This window comes from Actinokineospora sp. (genome assembly GCF_050699995.1).
Lineage (GTDB): Bacteria > Actinomycetota > Actinomycetes > Mycobacteriales > Pseudonocardiaceae > Actinokineospora.
Map to the genome: position 1 here is coordinate 1 of NZ_JBOHGC010000675.1, position 26,297 is coordinate 26,297.

Annotated in this window: 27 protein-coding genes and 1 pseudogene; 11 read left to right on the plus strand and 17 right to left on the minus strand. The window is 69.6% G+C overall.

Translation table 11 applies throughout. The features are described 5' to 3' along the window. Nucleotides 1-137: 137 nt before the first annotated feature. From ACRDSQ_RS33140 to ACRDSQ_RS33160, 5 genes and pseudogenes are all read left to right on the plus strand, one after another. Nucleotides 138-290: pseudogene (locus tag ACRDSQ_RS33140) on the plus strand (DUF427 domain-containing protein); the annotation flags it as partial. After that, complete coding sequence (locus ACRDSQ_RS33145) at nucleotides 287-679, plus strand: hypothetical protein (protein ID WP_431426655.1); 393 nt, start codon at nucleotides 287-289, stop codon at nucleotides 677-679. The pseudogene ACRDSQ_RS33140 and the gene ACRDSQ_RS33145, both read left to right, overlap by 4 nt. A gap of 272 nt (nucleotides 680-951) precedes the next feature. Continuing rightward, nucleotides 952-1,332: a hypothetical protein gene (locus tag ACRDSQ_RS33150; protein ID WP_431426657.1), complete on the plus strand. Its 381-nt coding sequence runs from the start codon at nucleotides 952-954 to the stop codon at nucleotides 1,330-1,332. 118 nt (nucleotides 1,333-1,450) lie between these two features. Further along, nucleotides 1,451-2,473: a DUF3179 domain-containing protein gene (locus tag ACRDSQ_RS33155; protein WP_431426659.1), complete on the plus strand. Its 1,023-nt coding sequence runs from the start codon at nucleotides 1,451-1,453 to the stop codon at nucleotides 2,471-2,473. Then, nucleotides 2,470-3,102, plus strand: a complete 633-nt coding sequence (locus ACRDSQ_RS33160; RefSeq protein WP_431426660.1) for a hypothetical protein — start codon at nucleotides 2,470-2,472, stop codon at nucleotides 3,100-3,102. The genes ACRDSQ_RS33155 and ACRDSQ_RS33160 overlap by 4 nt, the downstream gene beginning before the upstream one ends. Before the next feature lie 56 nt (nucleotides 3,103-3,158). Here ACRDSQ_RS33160 and ACRDSQ_RS33165 read toward each other — a convergent pair whose 3' ends face one another. The 6 genes from ACRDSQ_RS33165 to ACRDSQ_RS33190 all read right to left on the minus strand — a co-directional run bounded on the left by ACRDSQ_RS33165 (nucleotide 3,159) and on the right by ACRDSQ_RS33190 (nucleotide 6,626). Then, nucleotides 3,159-3,446 (minus strand): hypothetical protein, encoded by a 288-nt coding sequence (locus ACRDSQ_RS33165; protein WP_431426661.1) that lies wholly within the window; start codon nucleotides 3,444-3,446, stop codon nucleotides 3,159-3,161. 168 nt (nucleotides 3,447-3,614) lie between these two features. Next, nucleotides 3,615-4,088, minus strand: a complete 474-nt coding sequence (locus tag ACRDSQ_RS33170) for a cytochrome c biogenesis protein CcdA (protein ID WP_431426663.1) — start codon at nucleotides 4,086-4,088, stop codon at nucleotides 3,615-3,617. 204 nt (nucleotides 4,089-4,292) lie between these two features. Further along, nucleotides 4,293-4,565: a hypothetical protein gene (locus ACRDSQ_RS33175; RefSeq protein WP_431426665.1), complete on the minus strand. Its 273-nt coding sequence runs from the start codon at nucleotides 4,563-4,565 to the stop codon at nucleotides 4,293-4,295. Next, nucleotides 4,562-5,350 (minus strand): SAM-dependent methyltransferase, encoded by a 789-nt coding sequence (locus ACRDSQ_RS33180; protein ID WP_431426666.1) that lies wholly within the window; start codon nucleotides 5,348-5,350, stop codon nucleotides 4,562-4,564. Before ACRDSQ_RS33180 ends, ACRDSQ_RS33175 begins: the two co-directional genes overlap by 4 nt. Next, nucleotides 5,347-6,180 (minus strand): hypothetical protein, encoded by an 834-nt coding sequence (locus ACRDSQ_RS33185; RefSeq protein ID WP_431426668.1) that lies wholly within the window; start codon nucleotides 6,178-6,180, stop codon nucleotides 5,347-5,349. Before ACRDSQ_RS33185 ends, ACRDSQ_RS33180 begins: the two co-directional genes overlap by 4 nt. Beyond that, complete coding sequence (locus ACRDSQ_RS33190; protein ID WP_431426669.1) at nucleotides 6,177-6,626, minus strand: carboxymuconolactone decarboxylase family protein; 450 nt, start codon at nucleotides 6,624-6,626, stop codon at nucleotides 6,177-6,179. Before ACRDSQ_RS33190 ends, ACRDSQ_RS33185 begins: the two co-directional genes overlap by 4 nt. 501 nt (nucleotides 6,627-7,127) lie before the next feature. Here ACRDSQ_RS33190 and ACRDSQ_RS33195 point away from each other — a divergent pair. Continuing rightward, complete coding sequence (locus tag ACRDSQ_RS33195) at nucleotides 7,128-7,322, plus strand: hypothetical protein (RefSeq protein ID WP_431426671.1); 195 nt, start codon at nucleotides 7,128-7,130, stop codon at nucleotides 7,320-7,322. A 205-nt stretch (nucleotides 7,323-7,527) separates the two neighbouring features. Here ACRDSQ_RS33195 and ACRDSQ_RS33200 read toward each other — a convergent pair whose 3' ends face one another. Genes ACRDSQ_RS33200 through merA form a run of 4 tightly spaced genes read right to left on the minus strand, consistent with a single transcriptional unit; the run spans nucleotide 7,528 to nucleotide 10,748 of the window. Next, on the minus strand, nucleotides 7,528-8,196 hold the full coding sequence (locus ACRDSQ_RS33200) for an alkylmercury lyase family protein (protein ID WP_431426672.1): 669 nt from the start codon (nucleotides 8,194-8,196) through the stop codon (nucleotides 7,528-7,530). Further along, a complete protein-coding gene (gene merB, locus ACRDSQ_RS33205; protein ID WP_431426673.1) occupies nucleotides 8,193-8,867 on the minus strand; it encodes an organomercurial lyase in 675 nt (224 codons plus the stop codon). The genes ACRDSQ_RS33200 and merB overlap by 4 nt, the downstream gene beginning before the upstream one ends. After that, on the minus strand, nucleotides 8,864-9,304 hold the full coding sequence (locus tag ACRDSQ_RS33210; RefSeq protein WP_431426674.1) for a MerR family transcriptional regulator: 441 nt from the start codon (nucleotides 9,302-9,304) through the stop codon (nucleotides 8,864-8,866). The genes merB and ACRDSQ_RS33210 overlap by 4 nt, the downstream gene beginning before the upstream one ends. Nucleotides 9,305-9,326: 22 nt before the next feature. Then, nucleotides 9,327-10,748, minus strand: coding sequence for a mercury(II) reductase (merA, locus tag ACRDSQ_RS33215; protein ID WP_431426676.1), 1,422 nt, complete (start codon nucleotides 10,746-10,748; stop codon nucleotides 9,327-9,329). Between the two features lie 107 nt (nucleotides 10,749-10,855). Between merA and ACRDSQ_RS33220 the strand changes: the two genes are divergently transcribed. Beyond that, complete coding sequence (locus ACRDSQ_RS33220; protein WP_431426677.1) at nucleotides 10,856-11,236, plus strand: ArsR/SmtB family transcription factor; 381 nt, start codon at nucleotides 10,856-10,858, stop codon at nucleotides 11,234-11,236. 6 nt (nucleotides 11,237-11,242) lie between these two features. Then, on the plus strand, nucleotides 11,243-11,506 hold the full coding sequence (locus tag ACRDSQ_RS33225; RefSeq protein ID WP_431426679.1) for a hypothetical protein: 264 nt from the start codon (nucleotides 11,243-11,245) through the stop codon (nucleotides 11,504-11,506). A 139-nt stretch (nucleotides 11,507-11,645) separates the two neighbouring features. Here ACRDSQ_RS33225 and ACRDSQ_RS33230 read toward each other — a convergent pair whose 3' ends face one another. The 3 genes from ACRDSQ_RS33230 to ACRDSQ_RS33240 form a co-directional block, all read right to left on the minus strand. Further along, nucleotides 11,646-12,128, minus strand: a complete 483-nt coding sequence (locus tag ACRDSQ_RS33230) for a hypothetical protein (RefSeq protein ID WP_431426681.1) — start codon at nucleotides 12,126-12,128, stop codon at nucleotides 11,646-11,648. 95 nt (nucleotides 12,129-12,223) lie between these two features. After that, a complete protein-coding gene (locus ACRDSQ_RS33235) occupies nucleotides 12,224-12,844 on the minus strand; it encodes a response regulator (protein WP_431426682.1) in 621 nt (206 codons plus the stop codon). Further along, nucleotides 12,841-13,965 (minus strand): sensor histidine kinase, encoded by a 1,125-nt coding sequence (locus ACRDSQ_RS33240; RefSeq protein ID WP_431426683.1) that lies wholly within the window; start codon nucleotides 13,963-13,965, stop codon nucleotides 12,841-12,843. The genes ACRDSQ_RS33235 and ACRDSQ_RS33240 overlap by 4 nt, the downstream gene beginning before the upstream one ends. 134 nt (nucleotides 13,966-14,099) lie before the next feature. Here ACRDSQ_RS33240 and ACRDSQ_RS33245 point away from each other — a divergent pair, with 134 nt between their 5' ends. Next, nucleotides 14,100-15,122 carry an FtsX-like permease family protein gene (locus tag ACRDSQ_RS33245; RefSeq protein ID WP_431426685.1) on the plus strand — a complete coding sequence of 341 codons (1,023 nt, stop codon included), beginning with the start codon at nucleotides 14,100-14,102 and terminating at the stop codon, nucleotides 15,120-15,122. Then, complete coding sequence (locus ACRDSQ_RS33250; protein WP_431426686.1) at nucleotides 15,119-15,799, plus strand: ABC transporter ATP-binding protein; 681 nt, start codon at nucleotides 15,119-15,121, stop codon at nucleotides 15,797-15,799. Before ACRDSQ_RS33245 ends, ACRDSQ_RS33250 begins: the two co-directional genes overlap by 4 nt. A gap of 184 nt (nucleotides 15,800-15,983) precedes the next feature. Here the strand turns inward: ACRDSQ_RS33250 and pulA are convergent, their stop codons facing one another. From pulA to ACRDSQ_RS33270, 4 genes are all read right to left on the minus strand, one after another. Beyond that, nucleotides 15,984-21,698, minus strand: coding sequence for a pullulanase-type alpha-1,6-glucosidase (gene pulA, locus ACRDSQ_RS33255; RefSeq protein ID WP_431426687.1), 5,715 nt, complete (start codon nucleotides 21,696-21,698; stop codon nucleotides 15,984-15,986). A gap of 37 nt (nucleotides 21,699-21,735) precedes the next feature. Beyond that, a complete protein-coding gene (locus ACRDSQ_RS33260; RefSeq protein WP_431426689.1) occupies nucleotides 21,736-22,593 on the minus strand; it encodes a carbohydrate ABC transporter permease in 858 nt (285 codons plus the stop codon). Next, a complete protein-coding gene (locus ACRDSQ_RS33265) occupies nucleotides 22,590-23,561 on the minus strand; it encodes a carbohydrate ABC transporter permease (protein WP_431426690.1) in 972 nt (323 codons plus the stop codon). The genes ACRDSQ_RS33260 and ACRDSQ_RS33265 overlap by 4 nt, the downstream gene beginning before the upstream one ends. Nucleotides 23,562-23,652: 91 nt before the next feature. Further along, entirely contained in the window at nucleotides 23,653-24,951 is a 1,299-nt protein-coding gene (locus tag ACRDSQ_RS33270; protein WP_431426692.1) for an ABC transporter substrate-binding protein, read from the minus strand. Between the two features lie 237 nt (nucleotides 24,952-25,188). On the opposite strand from ACRDSQ_RS33270, the gene ACRDSQ_RS33275 reads away from it, so the two are divergent. Then, nucleotides 25,189-26,286: an ABC transporter ATP-binding protein gene (locus ACRDSQ_RS33275; RefSeq protein WP_431426694.1), complete on the plus strand. Its 1,098-nt coding sequence runs from the start codon at nucleotides 25,189-25,191 to the stop codon at nucleotides 26,284-26,286. The last annotated feature ends 11 nt before the right edge of the window (nucleotides 26,287-26,297 follow it).

The window sequence follows — 26,297 nt, forward strand, 5'->3', positions numbered from 1 at the left end:
GGACTACGGTGAGCATGGGCGTGCCTTCCCGACCGACGCGCCAACGTCGGCCTTGCTTGAGAACCTGAGCTGATCACCGGGAAGGTACGCCCCTCACCGGCAGATCCACAGGTTTCAAGCATTGCTCCAACCCGGACGCCGCCTGGTACTACCCGAGGCCCAGCCCGCTGGCCCGGCGGATCAAGAACCACGTGGCGTTCTGGAACGGCGTGCGGATCGAGGGCGAGCCGGAGGGTGAACGTCCGGGCCTGTTCGACAGCCTGCCGGCGTGGTTGGGTGGCAAGCGATGAGCGAGCCCTCGCCGGCGACCACCTCCGGCCGCTCCCGCCGGCGATCGAAGGCGGATCGGCTGCCGGTATGGCGGATGGGCCTGACTGGTGGGCTGGTGGGCATCCTGTGCTGCGTCGGCCCCACGGTGCTCGCGCTGCTGGGCCTGGTCAGCGCCGGGACGGCGTTCGCATGGGCGACCAACCTCTACGACAACTACGCCTGGTGGTTCCGCCTCGGCGGGCTCGCTGTCCTCGCGGGACTGGTCTGGTGGTCGCTGCGACAGCGCAACCAGTGCAGCGTCGCGGGTGTGCGCCGCCGGCGGTGGCGGCTGCTCGCCGTGCTCGCCGTCGCGGTGGGCACCTATGTCGCGCTGTACGCGCTGACGACCTGGCTGGGCACCTTCGCATGATCGAGCACGACGCCACTGAGTACGACGCCACTGAGTACGACGCGACTACGAGGGTGGTCGACGGGCTGCCCCACTGCCTGGCGCTGCGCGTCTCCGCGGTGGCAACCGGTGGTCGTGGCGCTCGGGTTCGCGGTGCTGTGGGTCCTGCTGGCGGCGCGCACGCCCACCACGACCAATCATCTCGCGCCGATGCTGGTGGCCGCCGCCGCTCCGGCCATCCGCCGCCTACTCACCCGCGCACCGGTGCCGTCCAGACTTGCCACGGCTCTCGCTTGGCCCACGACGCAGGCATCCGGGTCATCACGCTCACAAACGGCTCAGCCACCACCACCTCTTCGCTGCTGGAACGCACGGGTCTGCGCGGCCAAGTCGAGCAGGTGGTCCGTGGAGGCGGTGCGCCGCTGGAAACCCGCACCCGAGCCGGACCGGCGCGCCGCCGCGGCCTGCGGCGTCCCGCCCGATCGGGTGGCCCTGGTCGCCGCGCACGGCTGGGACACCCACGGCGCGCATCGAGCGGAACTCACACCGGTTGGGTCAGCCGGCCGGAAGGCCACTGGAACGACCTGTTCGAGCCGCCCGACGTCACCGGTCCCGACCTCGTCAGCGTGGTGCGGGCGCTGCTCGAACTCGGCGACGGTCCCGACGCTGGATAGGCACTCATCGCTGACGAGTGTCACCTTCCTGACAATGCGTACCGCGTTGCCGCAGGCCGAGGAGTCCCATGGACTCATACGCCCGCAGCCGGTAGTTCCTGGGCGGAGGTGGTGGCCGATGAGTCTCGAACCTCGAACGCCGTCCCGGAGGCAGTTCCTCAAGGGCGCTGTCGTACTCGGTGGCGTCGGCACGCTCGCGGTCGCCGGGGGTGTGGCTCTCTGGCAGTCGACCGGCACCAGTGACTCGGCCCCCGGCGCGTCGCTCGCTCCTGGAGACCCGCCCTCGCTGGACGCGCTGGCCGAGGCAGTCACCTCCGGTGGCCCTGGCAAGGACGGTATTCCGCCGATCGACCGCCCACAGTTCGTCGCCGCCGGCCGGGTCGATTTCCTGAATGACGACGAACCGGTGTTCGGCCTGACCTATCGCGGCGAAATCCGAGCCTATCCACAGCTCGTGCTGGTCTGGCACGAGATCGTCAACGACACCGTGGGCGGGCAGCAGATCGCTGTCACCTACTGTCCGCTGACCGGCACGGTGATCGGGTTCACCGGCATACCGGACGGCCCGGCGTTGACCTTCGGCACGACCGGCGATCTGGTCAACTCCAACCTGCTGATGTACGACCGGCAGACCGACTCGCAGTGGCCGCAACTCCTGGGCGTCGCCATCCGCGGCCCGCACAAGGGACAACGCCTGGCCAGCGTGCCGCTGGTGTGGACGTCCTGGAAGGCTTGGCGCACAACACATCCGGACACCCTGGTGTTGTCCACCGAGACCGGATCGCTACGGCGCTACGGCAGCGACCCATACGGCTCCTACCCGCGGCGCTCCGGCTACTACGTCGAGGGCGGCCCGTTCTTCCCCGTCCTGGCCACCGATGACCGCTTCGGAGCCAAGGATATCGTGATCGGGATCCGGGCTGGCGACGCCACCGTCGCGGTCCACCGCGAGCTGGTGCGCCGCGAGAAATCCGTGCCCGTCACCGTGGGTGGGACGCGCCTTACCGCGGAGTGGGACGAGGCCCTGGAAACCGCCCGCGTCACCGGCGCCGACAACACGGCCGACGGAGCCGTGGACGTGTTGGATGCGATGTGGTTCGCCTGGTACGCCTTCCACCCCGACACCGAGGTGCTGCGGTGAGCCGACTGGTCGCCGTGGTGGCCAAGGTCGGCGACGCCACCGACGCGGCGCTGGCCGCGCTGCGTGCCACACCCCGGCGAACGCGTACCGCTCTCGCGGTACGCCGATACCGGAGGGCCGGGATCATTGCAGCAGCGATTGCGCTGGTGCTGTATCTGCTGGCCATCGGCGACATCGCGCCAGGCAGCCGACCAGGCCGTTCGTCCGGTGCCTCGTGGGTCGAGCTGGCACCGGACTGGACCGAGAGGCTGTTCCGGGCCAGGGCGCCCTACCTGTTCGAACCCGTCCTCGCGGTCCACCCACTGCCGCCGCTCACTATCCTGCTCAGCCCGGTCAACCTCGTCCTCGCCGGCTTGCTCGCCGGACTGGTTGGACTCAACGTGACTGTGGCCGCTTACGCCGCCGCTCAGGCCACGTCCTGTCGACGCACCGGCTACGGCCGCCTGCTTGCCGCGCTGCCAGCGCTGCTCACCGGTGTCGCCTGCTGCGTGCCCACGTTCTTGATCGTGCTCGGGAGCAGCACCGCCGCGGTGCTGCTCCCGGTCGTGGTGCCGCTGCGGATGCTGTTCTATCCGCTGTCACTGGTGCTCTTGTGCCTCACTCTGGTCTGGGGTGCCCGGCGACTGTGAGGCGCCGTCTCGGCGCCTGCTGATCTTCCTGCGTCTGAATACAATGGCTCCGAGGATCAGCACGGCGAGGACGGCCGGCAGTGCAGCACGTCGGTGCTGTCCACCCAGCCGGCCACGGTTTCCTGGATGGCGCCCGCTGCCTCGATCACCGGGTCGCCGGCGTCGCCGTTGCCGAGGTACAGCCGCAGCTCGTAGACGCCGTAGTAGCCGACGTACAGGCCGAATATCACGAGCAGTCCGCCGCCGATCCGGTTGATGTGCGGCAGCATCCGCCGGAAGCCGGTGGTCACCGTGGAAGTGGCCAACGCGACTGCGGTGGCCAGCACGCCGACCACCAGCGTCATGCCCAGACCGTAGGCGAGGTAGGCCAACACCCCGTCGAGGACGGAGCCGCTGCGGAAGGTGGCGCTGGTGACCGCGAGGAACGGGCCGATCGTGCAGGACAGCGACGCGATCGCGTACGCCAGGCCGTAGCCGAATCGAGCCCAGCCGCGCGGTCGGTGCGCCCCGGCTCAGCTTGGCAGCAGCACGGTGAGCTCGCGTCTGGTGAGCATCCAGATGCCGAGCCCGATCAGCCCGGCGCCGATCACCACGGTGATAGCGGGCAGGTACTGCTGCACCGAGGCCGCCAACGGGGCGACGACGAAGCCGAACACCCCGAACACACCCAGGAACCCCAACGCCATCGCGGCCGTGGCCGCCAGCGCACGGCCCACCAAGGCCGTGCGGCTGCGTGTTCCGCCGTCGTTGCCGACGACTACCAGAGTCAGGTAGGCGGGCAGCATCGCGAAGCCGCACGGGTTCAGCGCCGCGACCAGTCCGGCTGGCGCCCAGAACCACAGCACCGCGGGCTTGCCCGCGAGGCTCTGCCCGGAGAAGTCCTTGCCGTCGACGGTCTTCACCGCGGAGCGAAGCTGTTCGGCGGCGGTCGCCGCACCCGGTGCCGCCGTGCCTGACGCTGCTGTGCTCGGTGTTGTCTTGGGCACGCCGCCAGCCTGCTGACCGGTGTTCGCAGGGCTACCGCAGCCAGCGACCAACGAACGCGGCGATCACCAATCCAAGGGACCGGACGAGTTTCACAGCGACAAGCCCCCTGCAAAGTGGGGCAGGCCGTGCGAACGGTGCAGCCGCGAAAGAACAGACCGCTTCGCTCGGTCGTGTCGCCTCGGCCATCCGCTGGTCAACCATGATCAACCACACTCCGGTCGGCAACGGTAAACGGCACCGCGCCCGCCGCGAGTGCGCCGCTCTCCGCGACGCCCAGCACGCTCAACCGGATGAGCGGAGCCGTTGTCGGCGTGCTCGTGCAGACCGAGGCCAGCGCCGGCGAACAGCAGCACGACGCCGTGCGGGCCGCGCAGCAGCACCTGGTGGTAGTCCAGCAGCGGCCGGGCCCTATCCGGAAAGGCGCGGAAGACCTCCAGCAGCGTGGCGTTCTGCGGCAGGAACGGCAGATACGTCATGGCTTCTCCGCGATGAAGAGTGCGTAGCCAAGAAGCCCGTCCGTCACGGCCAGTCTGGCCAGCGCGGTGTAGCGGAGCACGGCATCGGTATCCACACCGGCCTCGGTCAGCCGGTCGGCGGCGGTCATGCGCAGCACGCCGACCCTGGCCTCGATCTGGTCGATCATCCGCGCGAGCGCGTCGTCATGGGTCTCGGTACGCACGGTGCGCAACCCTGCGCCAGCCAGGATCTCGATGTAGGTCCGCACTGAGCGGGCATCGGCGATGCACGCCACCCAAGCGCCCAGCGTGGTCAACTCGTCCGGCAGGCCGGTCTCAACCACGGTGACGTCGGTGAAACCGACCCGGCCGCCGGACCGCAGCACCCTGGCGAACTCGGCCGCAGCCGCGGCCTTGTCCGGGAACGTGCAGAACGCGCACTCGCACACCAATGCGCCAAACATGTTGTCGGGCAAGGGAAGGCGTTCTGCATCGCCGAGGTGGAACCGGACTTTACCCGAGAGCCCGGCAATCTCCGCCGCCGTTCGCGCACGCTCCACCGTGGACTCTCCGAGATCCACGCCGTCGACAGTTACGTCATACTCGCTCGCCAGCGTGCACGCGGTCGTTCCGAGACCGGACGCGATGTCGGCCACCCGGTTCCCGCTGCGCAGCCCGACAACGTCGGCGAGTCGCCGGGTGAGGGCGAGGCCGCCGGGGTGGTAGGACTCGCCGAGTACCAGTGCTACGGCATCCTGCCCGTAGGCGGCGGTGCAGCAGGATTTGATCTCTTCCGGGGCGGTCACCGCTCTACCGCCGGGCGTCCGACGTTGGTGGTGTCGGGTGCGATCGCGGGGCGATGTCCGTTGCCGTTGCCGGCGATCTTCGAGCCGTACGGCGAATCAGTGACCACGGGCCGGAGTTCGATGGCGTTGGGCACCACGTCGGCGACCCGCACGCCGGACATCTGTTCGCGGACCTGTTCGCGGTAGCCAACGGCGTTGTAGGCGCAGAAGGGGATGATCCGCCCGTCCGGGGTGATCTCCTCCACGCAGCACTTCATCAGCTGCTTGACGTTGAGCGTGTACGGGTCCTGGAAGTCCTGCACCACGATCATGAACGCCCGCTCGTCCAACTCCTTCACCGCCTGCGGTAGGTCGATCCCGCACGCGGCGCATTCCAACTCCGCGACGGTGGCTTCCAGGCTGCCGGCTGTGGTGGCGGCGCCCATGAACGCCGAGGCGCTCCACAGCTTTTCCAACGCGGCACGCACCGCCTGGTCGGGCAGGACGCGGTTGCTTACGTAGTCGAGGTATTCGTCCAGGTTGATCAGCCGCGGGATCGGCACCACGTCGGTGCGGTCGGGTTTGCGGTCCACCAGCAGATAGGTGATCGACCGGCAGGTCGGGAAGCAGCACGGCACCGGGAAGAAGTCATCCTTGCGGAACCAGTCCGGGCACTGCCAGGCAATCAACTCGATCACGTCGGAGTTGGTCAGCCTCGTCAACGGGTCGAATTCCACGTGCCGCCCGGAGTGCGTGACCGGCTGGAAGGCCACCGTCCGCACCGCCGGGTGCTCGATGCCGAACCGCACCACATCTCCGACCTCGTGCTCGTTCAGGCCGCGCTCGATCACGCGGTGACCCCGGTCAGGCCGGGCGCGGCCGGGATGTCCAGCTCGGTGTGGGCGTAGTGGTTGAAGTAGTTGGTGAACAGGTTCGCCACGACATGGGTGAACAGCTCGGCCAGCTGCTCCACCGTCCACCCGGCGTGCAGGGCCTGCTGCCAGGTGTCCTCGTGGACCTCGCCCACGTTGCCGGCGATCTGCCGGGTCACTGCCAGCAGCGCAGCGAGCTTGTCCTCGCCGTCAACCTGCGTGCCGTCGCGTAGCGCGACCGTGTGCTCCAGACCCCAGACCACCGCCTGGCCGGCTGCGGTGTGTTCGGACTGGCAGTAGGCGCAGTTGTCGGCCGCGCCGACCGCGAGCGCGATGGCCTCCCGCGTGCGGGCGTCGAAGCTGCCGTGCTCGGCGATCGCCGCCTTGGGCGCGTCGTCGACGGAGTGCACGGGGAATCGACGCACCCGTGATCATCCTTTCGGGTTGCCTGTTGTTTCAATGCGGTTCAACAACAGGGTTCGCGCGGGGGATGACCGAACTGTCGGCTGGCGGACACTTTTCGCGCCACAGTCCGCTCGTTCGCGGAGGACCGGTTGGCAGCCTCGTCACCGGCGTTCACGACCACCAAGTAGGAGCGAGCCGGCGAACCGCGCTCAGCGCAGCGGGTGTGGCAGCGGTAGCTGGGCCGTTCCTACCAGCACCAGCACGCCTGCGGTCTCCTTGGCCGTCCCGCCTCCGGCTGGCCGGCACCTCCCACCGCGCCAGCCGTTCACCCGTGTGATCTGCACGGCTCGCTTGCGTGGGTACGCGCCCAAGGCGAGGCGTCAACATACTGGCAGGTGCGCGTGGGTGCCTCCGGGTCCGCGGAAAGGGGCAGAGTCCACCACGGACAGCCAAGTGCTGCACCGCCGGCGATCATCTCGTTCGGCCCTGGCCCGCGGACCGCCGGCTTTGAAGGAGATGCCATGCGGCTTCTTCCCGCGCGCCCGGATCTCGACCAGCTGCGCCGCCAGGCCAAGGATCTGTTGCGGAAGGCGCAGGCCGGCGATTGCGAAGCTGCGGCCCGGATACGCGCCAGGCCGAGTCTTGCCGCCGACCAGCAGCCCTTGCCCGAGCCAACCAGGTGGACGGTGGCGGTCCCATCGACGCTGACCCGGTAGCGGCGCCGACCTTCCGGGGTGTTGTCGAGCCGGATCTCGCCGTCCCGCACGGTGACCTTTTCCCGCCAGGTCGGGCGAAGCAGCCGCAGCGCCTCCTTCGTCGCCAGCCCGACCCCGATCGGCCAACTGTCGCAGGTAGACCGGCCGGGTGCCCATCTCGCTGAGTTTGATCAGTGCCCAGGCGACGCGGGCGGCGTTGACTTTGTCACTCATCGCCCGTCTCCTGCAGCAGAGCACCGAATTCGGCGATGCCGCCCGCCAGCGCCTGATCCTGGTCCAGGACAACGCCGGTGATGCCGGGGTTTCGCGCCGCCCAGTCGTGGGCGGCGTCCGGGGTGGTGAAGAAGTTGATGTGACCGCAGGTGCTGTCCACCGACGGGCAGCAGGCATCACCAGCCTGCCCGGCGAACACGACCGCGGTGTTGGGCTCCCAGCGCGCGGTGTCGCGGTCGACGTGCACGGTGACGGTGTGATCGTTGCCGGGTTCGGTACTGGTGATGGTGACCGGGACACCGAGCATGGCCGACATGCCCAGCGCGTCGACGGCACACATTGCGTCCACTGTGGTGCCGCTCTCCCAGGTGACCCGATGACGGGTCGGGGCGGGCGAAAACGGGTAGGCGGCGCGGATCTCACCCCGCTCATCGACCGCGAGGACGTCACGGTCGACCAGTTCGGCCACCACCGCACCGTGATCGACACCTGACGTCGCAGTGTGTTCGCGGGCTTTCCGCTCCAGGTCCGCTCGCGACGGCGCCCGGCCGGTCTCGGCGAACACCCTCAACACCCATCGGTGCACAGCCCGTGCCGCCGGGGACAGCGCGACGGCCGCACACGCCTTGTTCAGGTTCAGGTTGGTTGGCCCAAGCGTCATCGGCGTGCTCCCGGCTCGTATCGGGTCAGAGCGGCGGCCATGTCGCGGGCGACCGCGAAACCGTCCTCAATGGACAATATGGCGATGTCGTCGCGACCGTCAGCCCACTGCTCCGCCTGGGTGCGGTTTGGGAAGAAGTGGTTGTGGTGGCAGAAGGTTCCCCAGATGCCGGCCGTGGTGTCGAGGTCGATCTGTTCACGGCTCGGCAGTCGTTGGGTGACCACTGCGTCGGCCGGGTGGAGGTCGGTGACTCCCGCTGGACTGGCGTGCAGGCGCACGATCTCGCCCGAGCCGGGGGCGGTCGATTCGATGCTGATCGGCTTGCCGAGCACGTGGGTGAAGATCAGCGTGTCCATGCCGCACCACGCCCACAGCCGCACCCCGTCGATGGTCATCCGGTGTGGCGTGGGGTTGTAGGTCAGGCCGAGCCCGGCGATGTCACCCGCGTCGTCGGGTTCGGCCCAGGCGTCGAGTTGGGCGTTGGCCCATGCCCCGTCGATACCCAGCTCGGTGATCGCGTCCAGGGCTTGGGTGCGGGTCACCGGGTGTGCCTGCCGCAGTAGCAAGTGGAACACCCGGATCAGCAGGCGGGCCCGGTCATGGCCGAGGTCCAGGGTGCCGCCCGGTCTGGTCAGCTCCGCGATCGCCTGGGTGGTGTCTGTTCTGGTCACGGCCGCACCTTTCGATGGTTGTGGTGTTCGACCGCGACCGTATGGTCTGACCCCAGGGTGAGGGTCAAGCGCTTGCACACCCCACCCCGACCGGCGAGTTCCCTGCTGTTGTGGTCGGCTTCGAACTCGTCGATGCGCCGCAGTGTCTCCCGCAGCCCGGCGATCCGCCGGAGCGTCCGGGCTCGCGAGTGGCGCAGCAGTTCGGCCAGCCGGGGCCCGATGGCCGCGTCGGTGTCGGTCAGCTCGCGGATCTCGGCCACGGTCAGCCCGAGGCCCCGCAACTGGCCGATCAGCTCGACGCACCACAGGGCGTCGGCATCGAACAACCGGTAGTTCGCTGAGCTCCGGCCGGCGCTGTAGATCAGGCCCCAGTCGGTGTACTGGCGCAGCGTCTTAATCGGCACCCCGGTGCGCCGGGACAGATCCCCGACCGTCATCAATCCATTGCTCAACATGGCATCAGGAAGCGCAGCAGGACAGCTTGGTCACGTCGCGGGTGAACGTCTGGGCGGCGAGCTTCAGCCCTTCGGCCATGGTCAGATACGGGCACCACAGGTCGGCCATCTGCTGCACCGTCATGGCGTTGGCCAGTGCGTAGACCGCCGTCGCGATCACCTCGCCTGCTCCCTCGGCGAGCATGTGCGCGCCGAGCAGCCGACCGGTGCCGTGGTCGGCGACGAGCTTGATCAGGCCGCGAGTGTTCCGGTTGACCAGCGCCCGCGGCACGTGCTCCAGCGGCAGCACGCGGCTCTCGGTCGTGTAGCCCTGCTCGATCGCCCGCGCCTCGGTGAGCCCGGCAGAGGCGATAGCCGGACTGATGAACGTCACCTGCGGCAGGTGGTGGTAATCCAGCGTGCGGCCGGCTTCGGCGAAGGCGTTGTCGGCCGCCAGCGTGCCGTGCGCGGCGGCCACGTAGACGAACTGCGGGTGCCCGGTGACATCCCCGGCGGCCCAGACGCGCGGGTTGTCGGTGCGCAGGTGGTCGTCGACCAGGACCTCACCGCGTGGGCCGGTCTTGACCCCGACCGCGGCCAGATTGAGTCCGTCGGTGACCGGGTGGCGGCCGGTCGCGACCAGCACCTGCTCAGGCCGCAGCTCGTCGGGGCGGCCGTCGGCGCTGGTGAGAATCACCCGGTATCCGGTCACGTCGCGATCGGCGCGGCCGACCGTGGCCCCGGTCATCACGCGGATGCCCTCGCGGCGGAACGCGTCCTCGATCACGGCGCTGATCTCGGGTTCCTCGAACGGCGCCAGCCGCTCCACCGCCTCCACCACGGTCACCTCGACGCCGAGCCTGCTCCACAGCTGAGCTTGCTCCAGACCGACCGCGTTGCCCCCGATCACGATCATCGAGGCTGGCAACGCGTCCAGCTCCATCGCGGTGGTCGAGGTAAGGTAGTTCGCCTCGGCGAGCCCGTCGATCGGGGGTGTCCACGGGGCTGATCCGGTGGCGATCAGGTAGTGCTCGGCCACCACGGTGGTCGAACCGCCGTCGGCGAGCGCGACTTGCAGCACCGGTTCCGGCCCCTCGGTGGCGAAGCAGGCGGTGCCGGCCAGGATGTCCCAGCCGTACTCCGCGGCCAGGTCGGTGTACTTCTCCGTCCGCAGCGACTCCACCAACGCCTGCTTGCCATCGATCAGGCGCGACAGGTCCACGCCGAACGGGAAGACGGTGATGCCCGGAAACCGGGCGTCCAGGCTGACGTGGCGTGCCTCAGCCGCGGCCAGCAGCGCCTTCGATGGCACGCATCCGGTGTTCACGCAGGTGCCGCCCACCGTGGCGCGCTCGATCATCACCACCGAACGGCCGTTGCCGCGGGCCTTGATCGCCGCCGCGAACCCCGCGCCACCCGAGCCGATCACGGCCAGGTCGTACCGCATCACCACACCTCCCGTCGAACACATTCGCCTAAGCGGATGCGTTCGATGCTAACCTCATATCTGTTCATCCGCATACATTGCGAACCTGATGTGAGGATGGCCAGGACGTGGCTGCCGTGCCCGAACCCCAGTCCGCGCTGCTGCCCACCGAACCGAACGGGGTGGAGGTGGTGGCCAAGTTCTTCCGCGCCCTCAGCGACCCTGCCCGCCTGCGGCTGCTGGAGTTCCTCCTGCACGACGAGCACACCGTCACCGAGTGCGTCGCCCACGTCGGCCTGTCCCAAGGGCGGGTCTCCACCCACCTGGGCTGCCTGTCCGACTGCGGGTACGTCCAGGTCCGCCGAGAGGGCCGCTTCGCCTACTACAAGGTCACCGACCCACGCGTTGCCGAATTGGTGCTTCTCGCCCGATCGCTGGCCGCGGACAACGCCGCCGCGCTGGCCGCGTGCATGCGTGTCGACGCCGCCTCGACGAACACCGGCCGGTGATCCGTCATGACCGATCGGCGGCATGACCGCCGCTCGCTCGCGCCAGGCACGGGAATCGTCGCCCTGATGCTGCTGTGCTGCGCCGGCCCCGCGCTGGTTGCGGCCGGTGCGTTGGGTGCGCTCGGCGCCATCCTGACCAATCCGTTCGTGCTCGCCGCCAGTGCGGTCCTCGCCGTGCCGGCCATCGCCGCGTGGGCAGTGCGCCGCCATCACCGCGACAAGACCTGTTGCCCGCCTTCCCGCGAGGATCAGGAGACCAGCCGTGAGTGACGTGGGACCCACCCGACGCCGAAACCCCACCGCCGATCGGCTGGTCTGGGCTGCCTCACCCCGCATGCTGATCGCAAGCATCGCGTTCTAGCCGCCGCATGCACGAGGGCGTGCTGGACGTGGTTCAGCCAGGTGAGGGTCACTCAGCCCTCGCCCCGGTGCGCGGCGCGGTGAGAAACCTGGCGAGACCGAACGTGACCAGCCAGTCGTCCACGGCGTCGACCGGCAGGACGTAATCAGCCGTCTGGGTCAGCCAAGCGCGTACCCGGTGGATCGCACCGCTGTCCCGCAATGTGGATGCGTGTCGCTCGCGAAACCCGTCGGCTTCGGCGCGGGCGCGGTAGGCGTCGGGAAACACTCGGCGCTCGACCTCCGCTTGGGACATGGGGCGGCGCAGCAGCCTGGTCCGGCGTCGGTCGATCTCACCGGCCTCGAGTACATGGATCACCACGCACGCCAGGTTCATGTCGTCGTTCACCAGGTCCACTCGCCACCGCATGCGCATAGTGCGCCCGTGCGCCGCGCCGCCCCACCGTGATGGTCGGAGTAATACCGTTGACGTGGCGGTGTTGCCGCCGCTGGAGCGGGCCTGGCCCACCTCCCGGACGACCTTCCTGGCCACCAGGTCCCCACGACCTCCGACACCGTCGCCGACGGCAGCCCGGTGGACCGGCGGATGTCCGCCCGACTCACCACACCGTCGCCCGCCGCCGGCGATCAGCGGACGAGGCCACGCAGGCGGGCGGCGGATACGGCGGCGATGCGGCTGTCCACGGAGAGCTTCGTGAAGACCTGCACGAGATGGGACTTCACCGTCGCCTCGGTGACGAAGAGCGCGCGGGCGGCGGACTTGTTGCTGTGGCCGTCCGCGACCAACTGCAGCACCTCGATCTCCCGCCGGGTCAGCGACACCGCCGGCGTCCGCACCCGCGCGACCAGCCGCGAGGCCACATGCGGCGCGAGCACGGTCTCACCGCGGGCGGCGGTGCGGATCGCGGGGACCAGGGTGGCGGGATCGGTGTCTTTGAGCAGATAACCGGTCGCCCCGGCCTCGATCGCGGCGAGGATGTCGGCTTCGCTGTCGTAAGTGGTCAGCACGAGGACCCGGGCGGGCTCGGGCAATGCCCGGATACGCCGGGTCGCCTCGGCGCCACCGATGCCCGGACCGAGTTGCAGGTCCATGAGCACCACGTCCGGGCGCAGTCGCTCGGCCAGCACCACGGCCTGCTCCCCGGTGGCGGCCTCCGCGATCAACTCGACCCCGTCCACCCCGTCCAGCGCGGTGCGCAGCCCCGTCCGCACGATCGGATGGTCGTCGACCAGCAGCACGCGAATCACGCCGACACCTCCGCGGCGGGCACGGTGGCGCTCAACGCGGTGCCCTCGCCGGGCGACGACTCCACGATCAGGGTGCCGCCGACCTCCCGGAGCCTGCCGCGCATCGATGACAGCCCGATCCCCGAACCCTGGCCCGCCGGGGGCGCGTCCGGGTCGAAGCCGCGGCCGTCGTCGGCGATGTCGAGGCGGACCTCGCCGGGCTGGTAGGCCAGCGTCACCCTCGCGTGCTGGGCGCCCGCGTGGGCGCGCACGTTCGCGAGCGCCCCCTGGGCGACCCGGAGAAGCGCGACCTCGCTGGGGGTGGGCAGCGAGTAGGGGATCCCATCGATGACCAGCGTGGCGTCGAGCCCCACCTGTGCCGACTCCTGAGTCACCCGCTTCAGCGCGTCGGCCAGCGGCCGCCCGTCCAGCTCGATGGGGGTGAGCGCGCGAATCAACCTCCGGGACTCCTCGAGGCTCAGCTGCGCGGTGTTCAGCGCCGCGGACACGTGCGCACTGCCACCCGCTTGCAGGAGGAAGACAATGCTCGACAGGCCCTGGGTGATCGTGTCGTGGATTTCGCGAGCCAGCCGCTCGCGTTCGCCGGTCACGCCCGCCCGCCGCTCGCTCTCGCGGAGTTCCTGTTGCGCGGCAAGGAGTTCCCTGAGCAGCTCGGCGCGGGCGTCGGCGTCGGCGCGCATCGTGTCGTACACCGCGGTCATGACGATCGCGACGGCCGCGCCGATCGCGGGCCCGACCACGGCGGCCAGGTCCAGTGACTGCCGGTGCCACATGAACCCGGCGGCGGCGATCAAGGTGAGGACACCCACGGCGACCTGGCCCACCGGCGCGGGCAGCACTCGCAGGCAGAGGAAGAACAGCGCGAACGCCACCCACACCCAGTCCGTGCCGTAGACACTCAGCGCGACCCACTCGGCGACGAGCACGCCGAGCCACCACATCCGCGACTTGATGAGCCCGCCGAGCGCGTACCAGGTGAGAAGCCCCGCCCCGCCGAGCACACCCACCGCGACCGCCCCACTCTGCGCGGTGCGCAAGGCGGCGACGACGACGAGTACAGCGAAAAGCAGGTGCTGCGCCTTGCGCAGCACGGTCACGGCGGAGCTGGGGGCGGTGTCCATGTCGGACTCAACGGTAACCGGCGGCGGAGGTGGTCGCCTCCAACTTTCGATCGAGTTTTGTCCGCGTCGATCGACTCCCGAGTCCTCACCCGTCGACGGATGTCCCGCCGCCGCCCCCACGGCACGGTTGGGACATGTTCATCGCCCTGCGCGACCTCCGCTTCGCCAGAGGCCGATTCGCCCTGCTCGGCGCGGTAATCGGCCTCATGACCCTGATGGTCGTCCTCCTCACGGGGCTGACGTCGGGCCTGGGTGCGGCCAGTGTCTCCGCCGTCTCCGCCCTTCCCGCCGACCATGTGGCCCTCGCGGCGCCGCCCGGCGAGAGCGCCCCACAGTTCGCCCTCAGCGCGCTGCCCGCGGACACCGTCGGCCTGCTCGCCGCGCGGACGGAAGTCCGGTCGGCCACACCACTGGGTATCAGTACGAGCAGGCTGACCGCGGGGGACACGACGGCCGCCGTCAGTGTGTTCGGCACCGACAGCCCGCTTGGGCCGGACCAGGTGGGCGTCCCCGGCAGCCTCGGTCTTGCCCCGGGGACGACGGTCGAACTCGGCGGACACCGGCTCACCGTCGCCGCGGTCGTCGAGGAGACGTCGTTCAGCCACCTGCCAGTCGTGCATACCGCTATCGGCACCTGGCACAAGATCGCGCGTACCGAGAGCATCACCGCGGTCGCGCTGACCCTGACCGGCGACCCGGCCGCACTCGGCGCCGCCACCGGCACGCGCGTCCTCACCAAGGAGGCGGCTTACGACGCGGTCGGCGGGTACGCGGCGGAACAGGGTTCACTGACCATGATCAGGGTGCTCCTGCTGATCGTCTCCGCTCTGGTGGTCGGCGCGTTCTTCACCGTGTGGACCATGCAGCGCGCGCCCGACCTCGCAGTCGTCCGGGCCATGGGAGCGTCCCGCGCCTACCTCCTGCGCGACGCCCTCGCGCAGGCGGCCGCCGTGCTCGGGGTCGGCGCCATAGCGGGGGCGGCGGCGGCGACCGGACTCGGTCTCCTCGTCGCGAAAGCCGTTCCGTTCGTCATCAATGGGGGAACTGTGCTGGTTCCGTCGGCGCTGATGGTCGGCGTGGGCCTGCTGGGCGCCGCCCTCGCCGTCCGCCGCGTCACCGCCGTCGATCCGCTGACCGCCCTTGGAGCCTCTCGATGACCTTGCAACTGGACTCCCTGCGCCTGCTGTACCCCGACGGCGACCGCGCACTCGTCGCCCTAGACGACGCCACTCTCACCGCGCAGGCCGGAGAAGTGGTCGCGGTGACCGGTCCGTCCGGCTCGGGGAAGTCGAGTCTGCTGGCCGTCGCGGGGCTGCTGGTCACCCCGGCGTCGGGCACCGTGCGGATCGCGGACCAGGACGTCGGCGCCCTGGGTGCGACCGCCCGCGACCGGGTGCGGCGGGAGCGGATCGGGTTCGTCTTCCAGCAGTCGAACCTGCTGCCCTCGCTCACCGCGCTCGACCAGCTGCTGCTGGTGGGCACCCTGGTCGGCCGTCCGCAGCGGGACCGGGCGCTCGAGCTGTTGGCCAGGGTGGGGCTCACCGGCAAGGAGAACCGCCGCCCCCACCAACTTTCCGGCGGCGAACGCCAGCGAGTGGGGGTGGCCCGCGCGCTCATGGGCGAGCCCGCGGTGCTCCTCGTCGACGAACCCACCTCCGCGCTGGACCGTGTGCGGGGCCGGGAGGTGATGCGCCTGCTGCGGGAGATCACCCAGGAGTCGGCCACCGCGACCGTGGTCGTCACCCACGATGTCGAACACCTGGACCTGGCCGACCGCGCGGTGGCGATGCGCGACGGACGAACCAGCGAACCCACCAGGTGCGATCGCCGGTAAGGCTTGCAGCGAAAGCAGGACCACGCCCAACGGCACACCCGGCGCAACTGTCGACCGTGCGGCCCAGCCTGGAACCCGGCAGTCCACCGCAGGACGGGCAGTACGGCAATCCTCATAAGCGTCGGCGAACGAGCCACCGCCATCCACCCGCTTGGCGGATGGATGGCGGTGGCTGGTGTCGGTTCTAGCGGGAGAGCACCACCACCGACCTCCCCGGCACGGTCACCGACCCGTCACCGATCACCGTTCGCGTCGCGTCCGCGCTCAACGGATGGGCCGTCCACCCATCCCCGGGCGCCGTCACCGTCTTCTCGCCCGGGAACGGGTTCACCACCACCAACAACCCACGCCGCCCGGGGTCCACGTCCGCGCCGACCGTGTCGTCCAAGTGCGCCACGGCCAGCCCGGACTCGGCGGCCGGGAACGACAGCTTCGTCTGCACCGCACGGGCGTCCGCCAGGGTGAACAGCGGCGAGGACTGCCGGATCCGCAGCAGCTCCAGCGTGTCGTCCACCGCTCGACGCATGTCCGCCGAGGTCGGCTTGACCGAAGCGGTCGCCAACACGGGACCCAGGTACGGCCACTTCGCCTGGTTGTCCGCCGCCGGTGGCAGGCCCCGGCCGAACCCGTTGTCCCGCAGTGACGGGTCGTACCGGTTGAACCAGTCACCTGAGTCGTAGCTGTTGCGGTCCAAGGACTTCGAGCGGAGGAACTCGCTGCCCGCCAGCATGAACGGCTGGCCCTGGCCGAGCAGCACCGGGGCGTGGGCGATCTTCTGCATCCGGACCCGGTCGGCCATCGATGTCCCGATCGGCAGCTTCGACGCCAAAGCGTCGAAGAGGGTCTCGTTGTCGTGGGCATCCGAGTAGGTGATGACCTCTCCCGGCGCGGCGGTGTAGCCGGCGGGGGAGCCATTGTACGAGACGTCCCTGCCGCGGACTTCCGCGCCCGCTGTGGAGCGGAAGCGGAAGTCGGCCAGGTTGCCCGCCATGCCCAGCTTCACCAGGTCCGTGTAGTTCACCAACCGCGCCGCCGTGTCGCCGTTGGCGGGGGAGCTGTTGGGGTCGCCCGCCAGGCCGGAAGCCAGGCCCTGGACCCGCGGGTCCTCGTCGAACGGGCCGCCGCCGCGCATCGCGTCGCGTTGGCGGTCGCTGAAGGTGGCGATGCCGGTGCCCGCCAGGTTGGGCTGGGTGGCCTGGACGAACCGGGCGTTGCCCGCGACCTCGCCGAAGTCCCATCCTTCGCCGTAGATCCGGATGCTGCGCCCGTCCACACCGTCCTTCTCCACGGTCAGGGCGTCCAGCGCGGCGCGGGCGGCGAGGATGTTCGCCTTGGGGTGGTGGCCCATCAGGTCGAACCGGAAACCGTCCACTTTGTACGTCCGCGCCCAGTGCGCGACCGAGTCGACGACGAGCTTGCCCATCATCGCGTTCTCGGTCGCGGTGTTGGCGCAGCAGGTGGAGTCGGCGACCGCGCCGTCGAGGCCGAGCCGCTGGTAATAGCCGGGGACGACCTTGTCGAGCACGGAGTTCGCCGCGTCGCCCGACGCCGTGGTGTGGTTGTAGACCACGTCCACCACGACCCGGTTCCCGTTGTCGTGCAGCGACTGCACCATCGAGCGGTACTGCCGGGCGCGCGCCGGGCCGGACTGGGCGTCGTCGGTGGCGTAGGAGCCTTCCGGGACGTCGTAGTGCAGCGGGTCGTAGCCCCAGTTGAACCCGTCGCGGGCCGCGGCGGCGCTGGTGCACTCCTGTTGCCGAGGTGAGTCGGCAGGCATCGATGCCAGGTCACACGCGGGACGCTGCTGGTCGGCGCGGCGTTCCGGGATGCTGGCGATGTCGAACGTCGGCAGCAGGTGCACGGTGTCCATCCCGGCCTCCGCCAACGACTTCAGGTGCTTCATCCCGGCCGAGTCGCGGTGGGTGAACGCGCTGTAGGTGCCGCGCTCACCCTCGGGGACGGTCTCGTCGGCGATCGAGAAGTCGCGGACGTGCAACTCGGTGATGCCGTGCTCGGTCGGGTCCGCGCCGAGGCCGCGGGCGACCTGCTGGTCCCACCCGGCGGGTTTGGCGTCGGCACCGCCCAGGTCGGCGAACTGCGAGTGCGTCGAGTCGACCGACAGCGCCACGGAGTGCGGGTCGGTGACCACGACGGTCCGGACCTTCTTCTCCGGCGCCGACCAACCGGTCACCTCGAACTGGTAGTAGCGATCCCGCCAGGCGCCACTGCCCGACCAGGAGCCCGTGGCGTCGTCACGACGAAGGTCGACGACCTCCGACGGGTGGGCGTCGCGGGCGGGCGCGGTGCTGCCGAACAGCCTCAGCTTCACCGATCGCGCGGTCGGCGCCCACAGCCGGGTGCTCACCTGGTCGCCGGAGAACTCGGGTCGGTAGCTGTGTTTCACCGCTTCCGCGCCGAACCGGTCGTCCAGCGCTCCCGCGATCTGGGTGCCCGTGGCGTGCCGGACCGCGCCGCTCGCGTCGACGTGGACGGCGGCCTGCTGCGCGCCCAGTGCCTCATCGATTCGGCCCGCGTCGGCCGCGCGGACCTGGAATGCCGGCTTCCCGGCGAGGTGCGGGAACTTCGCCGCCAGATCGCCCGCCAGGGCCCCACTGGGCTGCAGCCGCAGGACCTTGCCGCCCTGGACCTGGCCGTCGACCACCGTGATCCGGCCCTCGGCGTCGTAGCGCACCTGGTAGCCGTCGGTGGCGACGGCCGGGATGTCCCAGACCAGCTTGTCGCGGCCGACCCAGATCGCCTTCGCCTTGGCCAGATCCACGTCGGCGGCAGGCGCCGTCGACGGCGGCAGCACGTAGCTCGCCGAGCCGTCGGCCCGGGCGGACCCCGAGATGAACCACACCTCGTGCCCGGTGCCGCCGACGTCGAGGAACTGGTCGCTGCCCGGGTCCTTGGTGTCGCCGCGATGGATGATGTTGCTCAATCCGGCCGCACCCGGCGTCAGCGGCACCGACCAGTAGATCCCGAATCCGTCGGTCCCATCGGCGGGCCGCGACTGGGTCCAGCCCGGACTCGGCTCCAGCGAGCCGGTCCAGTGGTAGAGCACCCAGTCGGTGTAGTCGCCGTCCGGCCGTGAGTAGTGGATCACCGCGCGGTTCTCGGCGGACGCAAGGCTCGGGTGCACGGTGGATGACCCCTCGCGCACCCACCCCGCCGCTCCCGTGAGCTTGCCCGACATGACCGTGCTCGACCCGCTCACCACGGCGAAGTCCAGCGGTGTCGCTGTCGCCGGGATCTCCGCCACCGCACCGAAAGCGTCCCGTCCGGACAGCGGCACGTCGGCCTGGCCCGGCACCCGCACCGCGAGGCCGGTGTAGTCGCCCGACGGACGCTGGAAGTGCACCGTCGCCTTGCCGGTCGCCGCCACCTCGGTCGGGTACTGCGTGTCCTGGCCCTGCTTGAGCCACACCTGCGGTGTCGCGGCGGGCGCGGCGAACCGGTCGCCACCGTCCTTCTCGTCGCCCTTGTGCGTGATGAAACCGACCTGCGTCGCGCCCGGCTTGAGCTTGACCCAGGCGAATCGGCCATACGCCGTCTCACCGGCGAAGGGCAGCGGGGTGCTCCAGTCGGTCGGCGTCTCGACATCGCCCCAGACGTGCAGGCCCCAGCCCGCGTAGTCGCCCGCGGGCCGGTTGTAGTGCACGACCAGCCAGTCCGGGCTCTGGCCACCGGGCCCGCCAGGCGGCGGGCGAGCGGCGGCGAGCTTGATCGCGGCGCCGTCCGCGCCGAGCGTGCCCGCGCCGTCCTTGGCCACGACGCGGAACTCGACCTTCTTGCCGACGGCCGCGCCACCGAGCTTGGACACGTCGGCGAACACCCGGTACGGCGCGGAGTCGTCGGTGCCGAGCACGGTCCAGTCGCTCGTCCCCTCGACCCGGGCGGCGAACGTGGCCTGCGCGAACGGAGAGGTGATGCCGTCGGCACGCACCTCGACCCGGTCATCAAGGACGGTGCCCGCCGCGGGCGCCACCAGGGTCGGCGTCGGCGCCGCGACGGGCAGCCGCTCGGCCGAGGCCAGCACCACGGCGGAGAACGCGGGCACGGTCACCCGCACCTTGCCGTCCTGGCCGCTGGCCGGTCCGTCCCCGCGGGTGGGCAGTTCGGTCCGGAACTTGCTGCCGGGAGCGCCAACCGGCACGTGGACCGTGCTTTCCGCCGCGCCCGCGTTGGCCACGACCACGTATTCGCGCTGGTCCCGCTGGGTGATCCGGCTGAACGCGAGCGTGTCGCCGGAGGCGAGTCGCAGCACCTGGTTGCCGTCCGCCCACACCGGGTCACGGTCCACAAAGGACGCGAGGTCGGCGAGCCTGCGGTACAGCGGATGCGAGGTGACGAAGTTGTCCTGCGCTCCGGTGCGGTCGCTGCCGACGAACGTCTCGGCGGTGAACTCCGGCGTCTTGCTGGCGAACATGTCCTGCCGGGCCAGCTTGTCGCCGCCACCGCCGGCGAAGCCCTGCTCGTCGCCGTAGTAGACGACCGGGTTGCCGCGCCACAGGTACATCAGCGTGTTGCCCAGCTTGAGCCGCTTCAGCAACTCGTCCTCGGTGACACCAGGGCGTTCCTGACGCAGCATCCACGCCATCCGGCCCATGTCGTGGTTGCCGAGGAAGGTCGGCAGCGACGCGGCGTTGGAGTCGGCGTCGGTGTACTGGTCGTCGGCGAGCAACACCTCGGCGAGTCGGCCGGAACCCTTGCCCGACAGGAAGTCCAGCGCGCCGCTCTGGAAGGGAAAGTCCAAGGTGGCCTGCATGCGGCCGGTGGTCGTGTAGGACGAGGTCAGCGCCGTGTCGGAGCTGAACACCTCGCCGAAGACGAAGAAGTCCTTCTTGCCCTTGGCGGCCGCGTACGCCTTCACGTGCGGCGCGAGGGCCTGCCAGAACGCCATGTTCACGTGCTTGACCGTGTCCACCCGGTACCCGTCGATCCCCAGGGTGTCGATCCACGCGGTGAAGATGTCCTGCATGCCCTTGACGACCTTCGGGTGCTCGGTCATCAGGTCGTCGAGGCCGAAGAAGTCGCCGTACTCGTCGGACTCGCCGCTGAACGTCGAGTCACCGCGGTTGTGGTAGTGCGCGGGATCGTTGAGCCAGGCCGGGGTCTTGGCGTTCGCGCCGCCCGGCGACCGGAAGACCGGCGTGTACGGGAACGACGACTTCGGGTCCAGCGCCGGGAAGTCCGGCCTGCCCGCCGCGGCCTTGATGTCGACCGTGTTGCCCTGGGCGTCCAGGTACGGCTGCGCGCCGGTGCTCAGGTACTCGTACTTGCCCTCGGCATAGTCGATCACGTCGGCGGTGTGGTTCGCGACGATGTCGAAGAACACCTTCATGCCCTTGGCGTGCGCGTCCGCGATGACCGCCCGCATGTCCGCCGTGGTGCCGAAGTGCGGGTCGAGCCGGGTGAAGTCGGTGGTCCAGTAGCCATGGTATCCGGCGGAGATGTCGTCCCCGCTGCCCTGGACCCACTGGTTGGCGAACATCGGCGTCATCCAGATCGCCGTGATCCCCATGCCCTTCAGGTAGTCCAGTTTGGACCGCAGGCCGGGTAAGTCGCCGCCGTGGTAGAAACCCTTGTCCGCCGGGTCGAACCCGGTTTTCAGCCGGTCGGTCTCAGCCGACCCGCCGCGGTCGTTGCCGGGGTCGCCGTTGGCGAACCGGTCGGGCATGACGAAGTAGAACCGCTCGCCGGACAGGTCGTCGCGCAGCGCGTCCTTCGCCAGCTTCTTGTCGCCGGACCGCACCCCGGGGGCGATGTCGACGACCTCGCCGACCGCGAGCCTGCCGGTCGGTTCGGCCGCCGCCTCCGGCATGAGCTGCGGCAACAGGGGAACGGCCAGCGCCGCGCCCAGGATGATGGCCAGAACGGACTTCGCGCGTCGACCCATCACAACCTCCTTGTCATAAGGGAATTGCGTCGCTGAGCTACTTGACCCCGCCCGCGGTGAGACCCGCGACGATTCGGCGTTGGAAGAGCAGGACGAGGATGACCAGGGGGATGGTCACGATGACGCCTGCCGCCATCTGGGTGCCGAAGGGGGCGTCGAACTGGGTGGTTCCGGTGAACTGACTGGTGATGACGGGGGCCGTCTTGAGGTCCTTCTTGTTGACCACGGACAGCGCGATGATGAACTCGTTCCACGCCGCGATGAAGGTGATGATCGCGGTGGTGAACACGCCCGGCGCGGCCAGCGGCAGGATCACTTTCCGGAAGGCCTGCGCTGGGGTGCAGCCGTCGATCTGGGCGGCTTCCTCGAGTTCGACGGGCATCTGCCGGAAGAACGCGGTGAGGTTCCAGACCGCGAGTGGCAGCGCGAAGCTCATGCTGGGCACGATCATCGCCTGGTAGGTGTTGATCCACCCGATCCCGCTGAACAACTCCAGCAGCGGCACCAGCAGCGAGATGCCGGGGAACATGCTGGTCGTGATGATGACCGCCAGGACCAGGTTCTTGAACCGGAAGTCCAAGCGGGCCAAGGCGTACGCGGTCAGGGTGCCGATGAGCAGCACCAGGACCGTGGTGATCCCCGCGACCAGGAAGCTGTTGCCCAGGGCGCGGACGAACCCGTTGTTCGCCGCGAACGCCGCCGCATAGGAGTCCAGCGACAGGGGAGCGGGCACGGGCGAGGAGTCGAAGATGTCGTTGGTGCGCCGCAGACTGGACACCAGCATCCAGTAGAACGGCGACAGGCAGTACCCGACGATGGCTGCGATGCCGAGGTACGGCGCCCACCAGAGCCGGCTCCGGTGCCGGATGGGGGCGCGCTCCAGCGTGGCGGTCATCGGCTCTTCCTTCCGGTCCGGGCCCCGATGACGTCGGCGCCGAGCAGCTTGACGAACGCGAAGGCGACTGCCGCCACGTAGAGGAACAGGAACACCGCGTAGGCCGACGCGGGCCCGTACTTGCCGAACTTCACCGCTTCCTCGAACGCCAGGATCGTGACCGTGTCGGTCGCGTTCTTCCCCGGCCCGATCAGCGTGTACGGCAGGTCGAACATCCGCAGCGTGTCGAGGATGCGGAACAGCACGGCCACCAGCAGGGTCGGCCGCACCAGCGGCAGCGTGATGGCCCAGAACGTCTTCCACGGCGACGCGCCGTCGAGTTTCGCGGCCTCGGAGACCTCGTTGGAGATGACTTGCAGCCCTGCCAGCACTAGCAGTCCGATGAACGGCGCGGTCTTCCACGTGTCCGCGATGATGACGGCGAACCACGCCTGGATGCCGTCGGTGGTCCACAGGACCGCCTCGCCGGGCAGCAGGTCGTTGGCCACCCCGTCGGCCTGGAAGATCCAGCGCCACAGCAGACCCGCGATCGCCGTGGGCACCGCCCAGGGCACCAGGATGCTGGCGCGGACCAGGGCCCGGCCCTTGAAAGCCTTGTGCATCACCAGGGCCATGAGCACGCCCAGCACCACTTCGAGCGTGACCGCGACGACGGTGAACGTCGTGGTGTTCCACAGGGCGTTGAGGAAGTGGTCCGCGGTGGCGCCGGTGAACATGTCGGTGAAGTTGTCGATGCCGACGAACTTGTCGCCGGTCTGCAGCACCCCGGTCTCGAGGTCGATGCCGTCGTTGCGCTGGTAGAACGCCAGCCGCAGCGCGGAGACGATCGGGTAGGCGACCACCAGGCCGAGCACGAGCAGGGTGGGCGAGACCAGCATCGCCGCCAGGCGGTTCACCCCCGCCGTCCGGTGTGTCTTCGGGGGAGCGGGCGACTCGGGTCGGGGTGGGGCGTCGACGAGCGTGGCCATGGCGGATCTCCAGGCAGCGGCGGGGAAAGGGACGATCGGTGTCAGCAGGGCGCCAGGGATCCGGGGCACCGGATCCCTGGCGCGGTCCTGCTCAGCCCTTGGTCAGGCTTTCCAGCTTCGTCTGCAGCGCGGCCAGCGCGTCGGCGCTGGTGGCCTGCCCGCTCATGGCGGAGTAGGCCGCTTCCTGGATCGCGGAGGACACCTCCTGGTACTTGACGACCGCGGGGCGCTTCTTCGCCTTCTCGATCGACTTCTTCAACTCGGTCAGGTACGGGAACTTCTCGACCAGCGCGGGCTCGTCGTACAGCGAGGCCCAGGTCGGCGCGAGGCTGGTCTTCTCCAGGTTCGCCCGCTGCTGCTTCTCGTCGACCATGTACTTGATGAAGTCGAGCGCGGTCTTCTTGTTCTTGGCGAACGAGCTGATCGCGTAGTTGTGCCCGCCCAGGGTGGAGGAGCCGGGACCGTCGAGACCGGGCAGCGGCGCGACGGCGAACTTGCCCGCGACCTGCGATGAGCCGTCGGTGGCGTTGGCCTTGGCGTACTGGTAGGGCCACTGGCGGTGGAAGATCAGCTCACCGGCCTGGAAGGAGCGGCGGCCTTCCTCTTCCTTGAAGGTCCGGGCCTTGGCGGCGATCTTGCCGGACTTGACGCCCTCGACGAGGAAGTCCAGACCCGCCTTCGCCTTGTCGGTGTTGACGTTCGGCTTGCCGTCGTCGCCGACGACGTCACCGCCCGCGGAGTTCACGGCCTCGCTGAAGTTGACCGTGAGGCCCTCGTACTTCTCGAACTGACCGGCGTAGCAGGACAGACCGGGGTTCGCGGCGATCACCTTGTCGCAGGCGGCTTCCATCTCGGCCCACGTCGTCGGCGCCTTGGCGCCCACCGCGTCGAGGAGGTCCTTGCGGTAGTACAGCAGGCCGCCGTCGCTGGTGGTCGGCACGGCGTAGAGCTTCTTGAAGTACTTGCCCGTCTCCACGGTGGCGGGCAGCAGCTTGTCGAGCGGGAAGTCGCTCTCGGGCAGCTGGGCCACCCACTGGTTGGCCGCGAACTCCGCAGTCCACACGACGTCGAGGTTCAGCACGGTGTAGGCGTCGGACTTGGTCTGCGCGTTCTGCACCATCTGCTGCCGCTGCGCGTCGGCGTCCTCGGGCAGCTCGATGACCGTGACCTTCTGGTCCGGGTGTTCGGTGTTCCAGCCGTCGACCTGGTTCTGCAGGTTCCCGGAGGTGTCCTTGCCGGTCACCAGTGTGATCGGCCCGACCCCCTCCAACGCGGCGGGAGCGGCACCCGTTCCGCCGCCACCCGAGTCCGACGATCCGCACGCGCTGACGCCCAAGATCAGGGCTGCCGCGAGCGCGGCACCGCGCAGGGCGCGACCTTGTGTAACCACGACGCCTCCAGAATTGATTCAGAGCGACGGCCCGGCACTGGCCTGCTCGTTGTTAAGCGGACTTTCCACGGAGGTTGCGAACAAGGGAACGTCGAATCCGCATCCGTTATCGTTTCGAGACCAAAATCATGATAGTTCCTTCATGAAGTTGCAGAAAGCCTTGCAAGAGCCCGGCGTTCACGGTAGGGATGCGGCATCCTGGCGGCTCGACCGTCCAGCGGACGCAAAGGATGTGGCATGGCCCAGGTCAGTTACGACAGCGCTTCCCGGGTGTATCCGGGCTCGCCGCCGGTGCGGGCGGTGGATCAGCTCGACCTTGCCGTCGAGGACGGCGAGTTCCTCGTCCTGGTGGGGCCATCGGGGTCGGGCAAGTCCACGGCGCTGCGGATGCTCGCCGGGCTCGAGGACGTCGATGAGGGCGTGATCCGCATCGGCGACCGGGATGTCACCCACGTGCCGCCGAAGGGCCGCGACATCGCGATGGTGTTCCAGTCCTACGCCCTGTACCCGCACATGACGGTCGCGCAGAACATGGGCTTCGCGTTGAAGCTGCAGGGTTTGTCGAAGTCGGTGATCTCCGAGAAGGTCGGTGAGGCGGCCAAGCTGCTCGACCTGGAGAAGTACCTCGACCGCAAACCCAAGGCGCTCTCCGGCGGCCAGCGCCAGCGCGTCGCCATGGGCCGCGCCATCGTCCGCGACCCCGCGGTGTTCCTGATGGACGAACCACTGTCCAACCTGGACGCCAAGCTCCGCGTCGAGACCCGCGCCAACATCGCCGCCCTGCAGCGCAGGCTTGGCACCACGACCATTTACGTGACCCACGACCAGGTCGAAGCCATGACCATGGGCCACCGCGTCGCTGTGCTCAAAGACGGGCTGCTGCAGCAGTGCGACACGCCGCGCGCCCTGTATGACCGGCCCGCCAACGCGTTCGTGGCCGGGTTCATCGGCTCGCCCGCCATGAACCTGCACGCCGGAACCGTCGCGGGTGACGCGGTCCGCCTCGGCGGGCTCGACATCGCACTCCCGCGCGACACCGTCGCCGCGATCCGCGCGCAGCAGCTGGCCACGGTCACCGTGGGCGTGCGGCCCGAGTCGCTGACCGTGGTTCCCTCGGGCACCGCTGACGCGTTCGGCGTCGTGGTGGACCTGGTGGAGGAACTCGGCGCCGACGCGCTGGTGCACGGGCACGTGGCGGGCGAGACCGGCGACCGGCTCGTGATCCGGGTCGACGGGCGCACACCGCCGTCGCTCGGCCAGGAGGTCACTGTGAGCGTGCGCGATCCCGAGGAACTGCACCTGTTCCACCCGGAGACCGGCGAACGCCTGGTGTAGACACGGAAAAG

What these genes read in the sequence shown, in the direction of transcription:
- ACRDSQ_RS33145 (WP_431426655.1), top strand. Translation starts at nt 287, where the DNA reads ATGAGCGAGCCCTCGCCGGCGACCACCTCCGGCCGCTCCCGCCGGCGA.
- ACRDSQ_RS33155 (WP_431426659.1), top strand. Translation starts at nt 1,451, where the DNA reads ATGAGTCTCGAACCTCGAACGCCGTCCCGGAGGCAGTTCCTCAAGGGC.
- ACRDSQ_RS33165 (WP_431426661.1), bottom strand. Translation starts at nt 3,446, where the DNA reads ATGACGCTGGTGGTCGGCGTGCTGGCCACCGCAGTCGCGTTGGCCACT.
- ACRDSQ_RS33175 (WP_431426665.1), bottom strand. Translation starts at nt 4,565, where the DNA reads ATGACGTATCTGCCGTTCCTGCCGCAGAACGCCACGCTGCTGGAGGTC.
- ACRDSQ_RS33195 (WP_431426671.1), top strand. Translation starts at nt 7,128, where the DNA reads ATGCGGCTTCTTCCCGCGCGCCCGGATCTCGACCAGCTGCGCCGCCAG.
- ACRDSQ_RS33200 (WP_431426672.1), bottom strand. Translation starts at nt 8,196, where the DNA reads ATGACGCTTGGGCCAACCAACCTGAACCTGAACAAGGCGTGTGCGGCC.
- ACRDSQ_RS33210 (WP_431426674.1), bottom strand. Translation starts at nt 9,304, where the DNA reads ATGACGGTCGGGGATCTGTCCCGGCGCACCGGGGTGCCGATTAAGACG.
- merA (WP_431426676.1), bottom strand. Translation starts at nt 10,748, where the DNA reads ATGCGGTACGACCTGGCCGTGATCGGCTCGGGTGGCGCGGGGTTCGCG.
- ACRDSQ_RS33225 (WP_431426679.1), top strand. Translation starts at nt 11,243, where the DNA reads ATGACCGATCGGCGGCATGACCGCCGCTCGCTCGCGCCAGGCACGGGA.
- ACRDSQ_RS33240 (WP_431426683.1), bottom strand. Translation starts at nt 13,965, where the DNA reads ATGGACACCGCCCCCAGCTCCGCCGTGACCGTGCTGCGCAAGGCGCAG.
- ACRDSQ_RS33245 (WP_431426685.1), top strand. Translation starts at nt 14,100, where the DNA reads ATGTTCATCGCCCTGCGCGACCTCCGCTTCGCCAGAGGCCGATTCGCC.
- ACRDSQ_RS33250 (WP_431426686.1), top strand. Translation starts at nt 15,119, where the DNA reads ATGACCTTGCAACTGGACTCCCTGCGCCTGCTGTACCCCGACGGCGAC.
- pulA (WP_431426687.1), bottom strand. Translation starts at nt 21,698, where the DNA reads ATGGGTCGACGCGCGAAGTCCGTTCTGGCCATCATCCTGGGCGCGGCG.
- ACRDSQ_RS33260 (WP_431426689.1), bottom strand. Translation starts at nt 22,593, where the DNA reads ATGACCGCCACGCTGGAGCGCGCCCCCATCCGGCACCGGAGCCGGCTC.
- ACRDSQ_RS33265 (WP_431426690.1), bottom strand. Translation starts at nt 23,561, where the DNA reads ATGGCCACGCTCGTCGACGCCCCACCCCGACCCGAGTCGCCCGCTCCC.
- ACRDSQ_RS33275 (WP_431426694.1), top strand. Translation starts at nt 25,189, where the DNA reads ATGGCCCAGGTCAGTTACGACAGCGCTTCCCGGGTGTATCCGGGCTCG.